The organism is Streptomyces sp. NPDC046379 (genome assembly GCF_055587785.1).
In genome coordinates, this window is record NZ_JBVJFP010000048.1 from 1 (window position 1) to 7,713 (window position 7,713).

The 7,713-nt window shown below is 68.9% G+C and carries 7 protein-coding genes; 1 reads left to right on the forward strand and 6 read right to left on the reverse strand.

The window, feature by feature from the left end; all coding sequences use genetic code 11:
* Positions 1-656: 656 nt before the first annotated feature.
* The gene (locus tag ACZ6KF_RS33655; RefSeq protein ID WP_469241969.1) at positions 657-1,391 is read left to right on the forward strand and encodes a dienelactone hydrolase family protein; all 735 of its coding nucleotides are present in this window, start codon (positions 657-659) and stop codon (positions 1,389-1,391) included.
* 143 nt (positions 1,392-1,534) lie between these two features.
* Here the strand turns inward: ACZ6KF_RS33655 and ACZ6KF_RS33660 are convergent, their stop codons facing one another.
* From ACZ6KF_RS33660 to ACZ6KF_RS33685, 6 genes are all read right to left on the reverse strand, one after another.
* On the reverse strand, positions 1,535-1,954 hold the full coding sequence (locus tag ACZ6KF_RS33660; RefSeq protein ID WP_469160608.1) for a hypothetical protein: 420 nt from the start codon (positions 1,952-1,954) through the stop codon (positions 1,535-1,537).
* Positions 1,951-4,047: an integrase gene (locus tag ACZ6KF_RS33665; RefSeq protein ID WP_469241971.1), complete on the reverse strand. Its 2,097-nt coding sequence runs from the start codon at positions 4,045-4,047 to the stop codon at positions 1,951-1,953. The genes ACZ6KF_RS33660 and ACZ6KF_RS33665 overlap by 4 nt, the downstream gene beginning before the upstream one ends.
* Positions 4,044-5,708, reverse strand: coding sequence for a hypothetical protein (locus tag ACZ6KF_RS33670; protein ID WP_469241973.1), 1,665 nt, complete (start codon positions 5,706-5,708; stop codon positions 4,044-4,046). Before ACZ6KF_RS33670 ends, ACZ6KF_RS33665 begins: the two co-directional genes overlap by 4 nt.
* Before the next feature lie 74 nt (positions 5,709-5,782).
* A complete protein-coding gene (locus ACZ6KF_RS33675; RefSeq protein ID WP_469241975.1) occupies positions 5,783-6,778 on the reverse strand; it encodes an integrase in 996 nt (331 codons plus the stop codon).
* Positions 6,779-6,948: 170 nt separating this feature from the next.
* On the reverse strand, positions 6,949-7,173 hold the full coding sequence (locus tag ACZ6KF_RS33680; RefSeq protein ID WP_469241977.1) for a site-specific integrase: 225 nt from the start codon (positions 7,171-7,173) through the stop codon (positions 6,949-6,951).
* Between the two features lie 156 nt (positions 7,174-7,329).
* Positions 7,330-7,563, reverse strand: coding sequence for a hypothetical protein (locus ACZ6KF_RS33685; protein WP_469241979.1), 234 nt, complete (start codon positions 7,561-7,563; stop codon positions 7,330-7,332).
* Between the last annotated feature and the right edge of the window lie 150 nt (positions 7,564-7,713).

The window sequence follows — 7,713 nt, forward strand, 5'->3', positions numbered from 1 at the left end:
GCTACGAACGCAAAGCCAGCCACTTCCTGGCCTTTACCAGCATCGCCTGCACCCTCATCCGCTACCGACGACTGACCAATTGAGATGACTTGTTATGGGAGGGCGGGGTCGTCGCCGAACAGTGGCACCTGTGTGACGTCGAGGTCGGTGCGGATGCGGTGCGGGCGGGCGGGATGTCTCCATCGTCCGCCGTCGCGGGCGACGTCGACGGCGACCTCGATCACTGTGTCGGGCCGGACCAGGGCGATGTCGAGGGTGCGCTGGGTTCCCCAGCCCGCGGATTCTCTGTCAAGTCCTGCGTGTTGAGGCGAGGAGGTGTTTCACAGTGCAGTGAGGACCGTGCAGCTTCAAGATCGGTATGGGTGCCAGGGCAGCGCGTCGAGCGGGTTCGGGAGCGAGGTGTTGGCCGAGATCATCCTTGTGAACTGCATTGTGGCTTGGCGGTGTTGGCGGCGGCTTCGTTGGGTGGGCTATGTTGCAGACATGACTACCGGGACGGCATTGCGCCACACACGGATTGGTGACCCGGTGCTCTTCTGAGCGCCGTACGGGCCAGTGCCGGCCCGCTGTTCGATCGAGGATCGTGCGCTGCCGCGCGGGCTCCGCCTCCGTCGTGTTGATCACAGGCTCGACCATCAACCACGACAGGAGAACTCATGCCCACCAAGACGCTGCAGATTCCCACCGCGGACGGCCAGGCTGACGCGTTTGCCGTCTTCCCCGAAAGTGGCGGGCGGCACCCGGGGGTGCTGATGTACGCGGACGGCTTCGGCATCCGGCCCGTGCTGCAGGAGATGGCCGGCGAACTGGCCGGGCACGGGTACTACGTGCTCGTCCCCAACTTCTTCTACCGGCACGGCCCGGCACCGGTGATCGAGCTTCCCGAGCACATCGGAGAAGAGGCCCGGCCCGCGGTCTTCGCTCAGCTGATGCCCTTGATCGAGGCGCACACCGCCGACCGTGTCCTGCGAGACGCTGACGCATACCTCAGGTTCCTCACTGCTCAGCCCGAGGTCAGCGCCGGACCGGTCGCGGTGACCGGCTATTGCATCGGTGGCCTCTTGGCGACGCGCACCGCCTCGGCCCACCCCGGCCAGGTGGCCGCCGTCGCCGCATTCCACGGTCCGGTGGGAGTCGACGGCACCGACAGCTTTTCCCAGCTCTCCGCCGAGGTCCACTTCGGCCATGCCGAGAGCGACTTGACGCCCGAGGCTCTCGGCGAGCTCAACAGGGCCCTGGATGCGGCGGGTGTCGCCTACACCTCCGAGATCTATCCCGGCACCGTTCATGGCTTCACCATGTCTGACACCGATGCCTTCAACCCCGCCGCACTGCAGCGCCACTGGGACCGCCTGCTGTCCCTTCTCGGGCGCACCCTGACCAGGAGCTGAGGCGCTCCGGCGAGGAAACCAAGCCTCTGAAGTACACGGCTCCGGAGCCGTGAGGGTGTTTCGAAGCTGGTGTGAGGGCGGGCTCTGCCCGCCCTCACCGTGGGGGCCATCGGTTGATGGCGGCGATGTGCGCTGCCCGATCCTCAGGCGACGGGCGGTTGGGGCTGGGTGGGCAGGATACGGACGACGGGGGCAGGGACCGTGGGCTGCTGGCGGAGCTGCCGGTTTTCCAGGGTCAGTTGGTGGACGACGCGGATGAGGGCTTCGCGGTCGGCGCGGAGTTCGGCGAGCTCGTCTTTGTCTGCTGCGCGGAGTTCCTTGAGTTTCACGACTTGTTTGCGTAGCTGCGTTTCGGCTTCGGCAGGTTGGCCCTTCTGGCGGACCTTGGCGTAGAAATCGTTCTTCAGATCCGGATGGCGTTGGGTGAGTGCGTTGCGGGGGACGTCGGCTTCCTGGGCCAGGGCGACGATGGTCAGGGCTCCGTTGGAGTGCTGGGCGGTGCCGGTGAGGATGCGGTTCATGGCGGAGCGGATGCGCTCGCGTTCGTCCAGAGCGGGGCTCACAGGGCGTCTCCATCTTGGGCAGTGATGTGCTGGTGGTGTCGCGCGGCGTGTTGCCGGAGTTTGTTCGCGCTGCTGCGGAGCCGTTCGGCCAGCGGGGTGGGCAGGTACGCGGCGCGCTGTTCGAGCTGTTGTGCCTTATCGAGGAGCTGGCGGGCGTGGTTGTCGGTTCGGGCGATGTTCGCGCAGGCGGGCATGCAGCGGTCGAGGCGAGGGGCGGTCTGGGCTGGGGTGCGGTGGCACAGGGCGGTGTCGGGTTTGTAGACGCATATGAGCAGGGCGTTGGGGTTGTCGTAGACGGTTAGGTGGGGGTTGCCCAGGATGTCGCGAGCTTGGCGGGCGGTGATGATCTGGCCGGTGAAGGTGGGGGTGTGGGTGGCGGCCTGGATCGCGCGGCGGGCGGCCGGGCCGGAGATGCCGGTGCCGTGGGCGAGGTCGTCCTGGAGGGCGGTGAGGGTGTCGAGGGTGGCGCGGGCGGTTTCGATGTCGAGGAGGTCCTGGATGCCGTCGCGGCTGCGGGAGGCGTAAGTGCCGGACGTGGCCGTGCGCAGGTGGCCGTACTGGATGGCGAGGGCGACCAGGCCGCCGGGACGGCGGGCGATGTGCCAGGCCAGGGTGCGGCGGAACCGCGCGGTCCCCACCGCGCCGTGTGGGTCGGGTGGGATGGCCTCGGCTTCGCGGCCGAGGGTGGTGGCGGTGCTGTTGGCGAAGGCGACGAAGTCCTCGATCCGGCGGCGCATGGTCTTCAGCCCGAGGGAACCGGTGCTGAAGCGGCCGACTCTGCCGTCGCAGTGGGTGGCGGAGTCGAACAGCAGGGCGCCGTCGGGGACGATGCGTTCCAGGACGCGGATGGCGCTGGTGACCGGGGGGATGGCGACCCAGGGGGCTTCGCGAGGGACGCCTTGGGAGAGGTGGCTTCCGTGGCTGTCGAGGGCGGTCTTGTAGACGTTGCCGTAGATCAGGTGCTTGCCGTCGGCCGGTTCGGGGCAGCAGCCGCTGCGCAGGCCGAGGACTTCGCCGGGCCGCATGCCGGTCAGGTAGGCGATGACGATGAAGCAGGCGGTGCCCAGGTGGCGCATGAGCACGGGTGCCTCGGTGAAGTCGATGGCCTGGCGCCAGGGGCGGCCGTCGACGAGGCCGGTGATCGAGGTGTCGAGTGGGCAGGGGCCGGGGTGGCGGCGGATGTAGGGGCCCCAGCCCTGGCGGCCGACCATTGAGGCAACCTGGGACCGGGAGGCTCCGGTGCGGGCAGCGATGTAGCTGATGGCGGCGGTGGGGTCTTGGCGGCTGGCGGGGAAGGGCAGTTGCTCGGCCGTAATGTGGTTGAGGAAGGCGTGCAGCGCGTCGAGGCCGGCGGGGTTGGTGGGGGTGGTTGCCGCGGTGGCGGACATGCGCCGGTGCTCGGTGAGAGCGGTGAGGATGTCCTCGGCGAAGTCCTCCACGGTGCGCAGTGCCCAGATCAGCAGTGGTCCCATGACCGCCGGGGTGATCGGCTCGGTGAGGTTTTCCCCGGCCGACGTCGCGGGCGGCAGGTAGTCGTCGATGCCCTCGCGCAGCCACGGCGGTTCGGCCATGCCGGTGGGGGCCGGGCTGTCCAGGTCGAAGGCCCACAGGCGGGAGACGGCGGTGAGGTGCTTGTGCACGGAGTTTCGGTCGCGGCCCTGGCGCAGGTGCCGGCTGTAGTCGACGAGAATCTCGGTGGTGCAGTCGGCGAGGGCGGTGATGCCGCGGGTAGTGAGCCACTGCGCGAGCTGGCGCCATTGGCCCAGGCTGGTGCTGATGACGCTGCCGCTGAGCCGTGCCCGCCAGGAGACCGATCGCTCGGCGAGGAATCGGGCCGGGAGTGAGGTGTTGATCGCCAGCCAGGCCAGCAGCTTCAGCTCCTGGCGCAGGGGCCCGGTGGGGAAGGTGTTCCAGTAGATGCTGTGCCGGGCGGTGCTGGGATTGTCGATCAGCGGGGCCAGCGGCCACACGGCATCGCCGTAGCGGGCCACCGGCGCGCTCGTGCCAGGCGTAACCAGGTGCTCGGCGATGGACGGCGTGTGGGGCCCCGGTATTTGCTGTGGCGGTGCGGGGTTGGTGGCGGTGGTGGTCATGGGTTGAGGTCTCCGTCGAGCAGCAGGGTGATCATTTCGCGGTCGGCGGGCATCACGGCCCGCACGGCGCGCTGCCAGAGGGCGTTGCCGAGCCGGTCCTCGAGGTTCTCCAGGCGAGCGTGGGATTCGCCCCAGGTCGCCTGCCAGTCGGCCGCGTCCATCACGTCCCGCAGGCCGCTCAGTGCGTGGTGCAGGTGGGTCAGGCGCGGGTGGTGCCCGGGGTGGATCCGGGCGTTCGGGCAGGCGGTGCACATCAGGAACGACGCCGTGCAACCGGTGCCGTGCGCCGTGAAGGGGCTGTGGGTGTAGTCGTGGCAGTCGGCCGTCGCCGTCGGCTGGTCGGCCGGCTCCGCTCTCTCGCGCAGCTGTGCGCGCAGGACCGTCCGGCGGGCGTGGTCGACCGCCTCGTTGAGGGCGTCGGTGATCACGGGGATGGCTGCCTGCTGAACCTGGGGTTCGGGCAGGACGTAGACGCGGTCGTGCGTGTCCTGGCTGTTCTGGCCGGGCTCGCGCCGGTGCAGCACGTTGACCGTCTTGCGGGTACGCCGCAGCCGGGAGCCGGTCAGGCCGGCGTCTTGCGCCCAGGTACTCATGGCATTGCGCGACAGCCCGGCGCCGAACGGGCCCACCCGCATCACCTCATCCCCGTGCGGGTGGGAGGGCAGGGCGTGGCGCCACACCAGTAGCCGGTCAACATCCTCTTCGTGCTCACGGACATAAGCTCGGGCGAAGGAAGTGGCTTGAAGGGCCTGGGTGATCAGCCGACCCGGGGAGGCGGCGCCGAAGTCGCTCCAGTTGCGGGTCGTCACCTGCCGCCCGCCGCCTCGCCGGGCCTTGTACAGCTCGACGCGGTACACCGGGAACGCGCCCTCGCCCGAGTCCGGGGTGGCCCGAGGAACGGGCATCTGGGCCACGGCGGTGGCGTTCAGACCGTGCTCGGCCACCAGCAGCATCCCCAGGGCAGCCGCTTCCTTCGCGGTCAGAAACAAGCGGTGCCAGGTGTATGGGGCGGACTCGCCACCGAGGGCCTGGTGGTAGCGCCAGGTCACCCTCCTGCGCCCGCCCTCGCTCCAGTAACCGGGTGCGAAGCCGGTTCGGGCCAGCTCTTCCAGGGCCTCACCGATCCGCGCCTGGCGGCTCCCGGGCGGGAAGCCGCCGGTCCTCCAGGCGTTCAGGTGGGCGGTGTTCTCGCTGATCCGCAGGTGCGCGGCCCTGAAGATCTGCCGCGCGGTCTTGCGGAGCACCTCGAACTCCTCGGCCGCGAGCGTCGTCTCCTGCACTTTCAAGCGCGGCAGCCGTTGTGGCATCGCCTCCCTGACCGGTGCCGGGACACGGGGGTGGTGACGCAGAAGGCGAATCACACATCTCAGCTGCTGTTGGCCGGCGGGAGTGTTCGGGCGGCTGATCCGCCAGGCGTTCCACAGCCCTACTGTGAGGGCGTCCACGTCACCCACCGGACGGTCCTGCTGGGACAGGTAGGTGGCGAAGGATCGAACCGCGTTCCAGTTGGTGCGGGCGACGTCGTGCGAGTCCCAACCGCTGCCCGGTCGGCACAACTCGGCGAAGACCGCGGCCAGGGACCGCTGCATGCCCAGCGGGACGGGAAGCGTGGCGAAGTCGAAGCGACGGGCCGTGCTCCGGGTGCTGCGATGCTCGACCACGAGGCCACATTCGAGAAGAACCGGCGGGCGACGATGGGGCTCAGGAGAGCGGGCGGCGCTTCGTCCACGGCGGCTCATGCCGCCCCCAGGCGGTCGTCGACGTCCTGGATTCCCTCGGCCTCCCTGGCCAGCCGGGCGAAGACGGCATCCATCGGCATACGACCCGCCTCCGGCACCGGCACGTCCGCCAGCAGCGACCGCAGCTGAAGATCGGCCACCGGCTCCAGGTAGATCCCTCGGGTCGTCTCCTGCTGGGCATGCCCCAGCAGGTCCTGCACCATCTGCCACGGATCGCCGTACAGCAGACGGAAGTCCCGGCGCTCTGCCGGTGTCAGGCCCATACGCTGGTCCATCACGTGGTTGAGCACCACGAGCATGAACAGAGCGAAACTGTGCCGGCACATGTGCGGGGTGCAAAACGGCGGCTCCGCCATTACCGGGCCCAGCACCTGCTGGCACCGCTCACTCGCCGCACGGAAGACGTTCTCCCACGACGCCGGACGAAACGGCAGCCCCTGCTCGTTCAACCACAACCACAACGGCTCCAGCCCGTCCGGACCCTCGATGTAGAAGGTCATCCGCTCGGACACCGTCGCCTCGTCCAGCGCCGTCTGCCCCACGACACCGTCCTGGTCCCGCCAGTGAAGCGTGCGCCGGCGATGGCCGGTGATACCGCTCACCAGCCGCACGTCCGGCAGCTGCTCGTACCGCCCCTTCGCCTGGGCGCGACGGATCACCACGGCACGAGACGACTCCGCGTAGCCCTCGATCCCGCCGACGACCGGGGCAGCGACGTAGAACGTCCGCGGCCTCTTCGACTTCGTCACCGCCCGCGCCAGCCGGCCCGGGTAATACCGCCCGCCCTCCAAAGCCGCCTTGGGCACCTCGACGGTCAGCAGCGAGGCCCCCTCCGTCAGCCGCATACCCGAGGAAAACAACAACTCCGCGTAGGCGACGTTGCGGGCCTCCAACCGGCCCACCCAGCTCTCTCCCGGCCAGCCCTGCGCAATATGCCCCCGCAGCCCGACATCCACCCACCGGCGGAAAGCCCGCGGCGTCAGCCAGTGCACATTGCTGGTGCGAGCGTTCTTCGCCCGCCCAGCCGGAACCAAGACAGTCTCCCCGTACCGCCCCGTGGCCGACCGCATCAACACCGGACTCGTCGCCGCATAACCACGCCGCTGGGCCCAGTCGTAAAGGCGGGTAAAGGCCGCCAGCTCGCGGTTCCACTTCGCCCCGCCTACCCGGTCAGGATTTCGCGCGACCGTACACGCCAGTCATGAAAATCGAACAGGTCATCCGCCCTGGCTTCGTTCCAGGTCTTCCCCCGGTCCCAGAGGAAGTCGAAGAACACTTGGTAGTCCGAGGTGTAGTTCCGCTTCGTCTCATGTCCGAGGTGCACGAAGCTCGAGCGACAGAGGTACTCGCTCAAGAGCTCATCCACCCTGTAGTCGGGCGCCAGCATGATCGGGTCTCCCGGGTGGATACCCGCCCGCTCCTCCCGGAGCGACAGGTCCCCCCAACCAGCCAAAACGGGTATTCGTTCCGTCTCGCTAACCCGTCGTCTGGGCACCCAAAAAACACGCCATCCAGGCACTACCTCACCCCTGTCACATCGGCTTCAACACGCCGATTCAACAGGGAACGCGGAGAAGGTCCGCCCTTCCCACGGGTGCGGGCCCGCCGGTGGTGTCAGGTGGTGGGCGAGGGCACGGCCGGTGGTGTGGGGGAGGGTGGTGGTGCGGCCGGTGTACTGCAGGCGGCCGGCGCTGTCGTAGCGGCCGAGCAGGGCGGTCCGTGGTGCTGTGAGGGTTCCGGTGACGGCGCCGACGACGGCCTCGGCGGTTACGCGCACTTTGTACTTCAACCACGACCGCACACCCCCGCGATACGGCTCCTCGAGCCGTTTAAGAGGTCCTAACAAAGGCGTTGGACGTGTCGGTGGGTGATGAGGCAGGTGGCGAGGCCGAGGAGGGCTTCGTGGATGTCGTCGCGTCTTTCCCAG

What these genes read in the sequence shown, in the direction of transcription:
- ACZ6KF_RS33655 (WP_469241969.1), top strand. Translation starts at nt 657, where the DNA reads ATGCCCACCAAGACGCTGCAGATTCCCACCGCGGACGGCCAGGCTGAC.
- ACZ6KF_RS33665 (WP_469241971.1), bottom strand. Translation starts at nt 4,047, where the DNA reads ATGACCACCACCGCCACCAACCCCGCACCGCCACAGCAAATACCGGGG.
- ACZ6KF_RS33680 (WP_469241977.1), bottom strand. Translation starts at nt 7,173, where the DNA reads ATGCTGGCGCCCGACTACAGGGTGGATGAGCTCTTGAGCGAGTACCTC.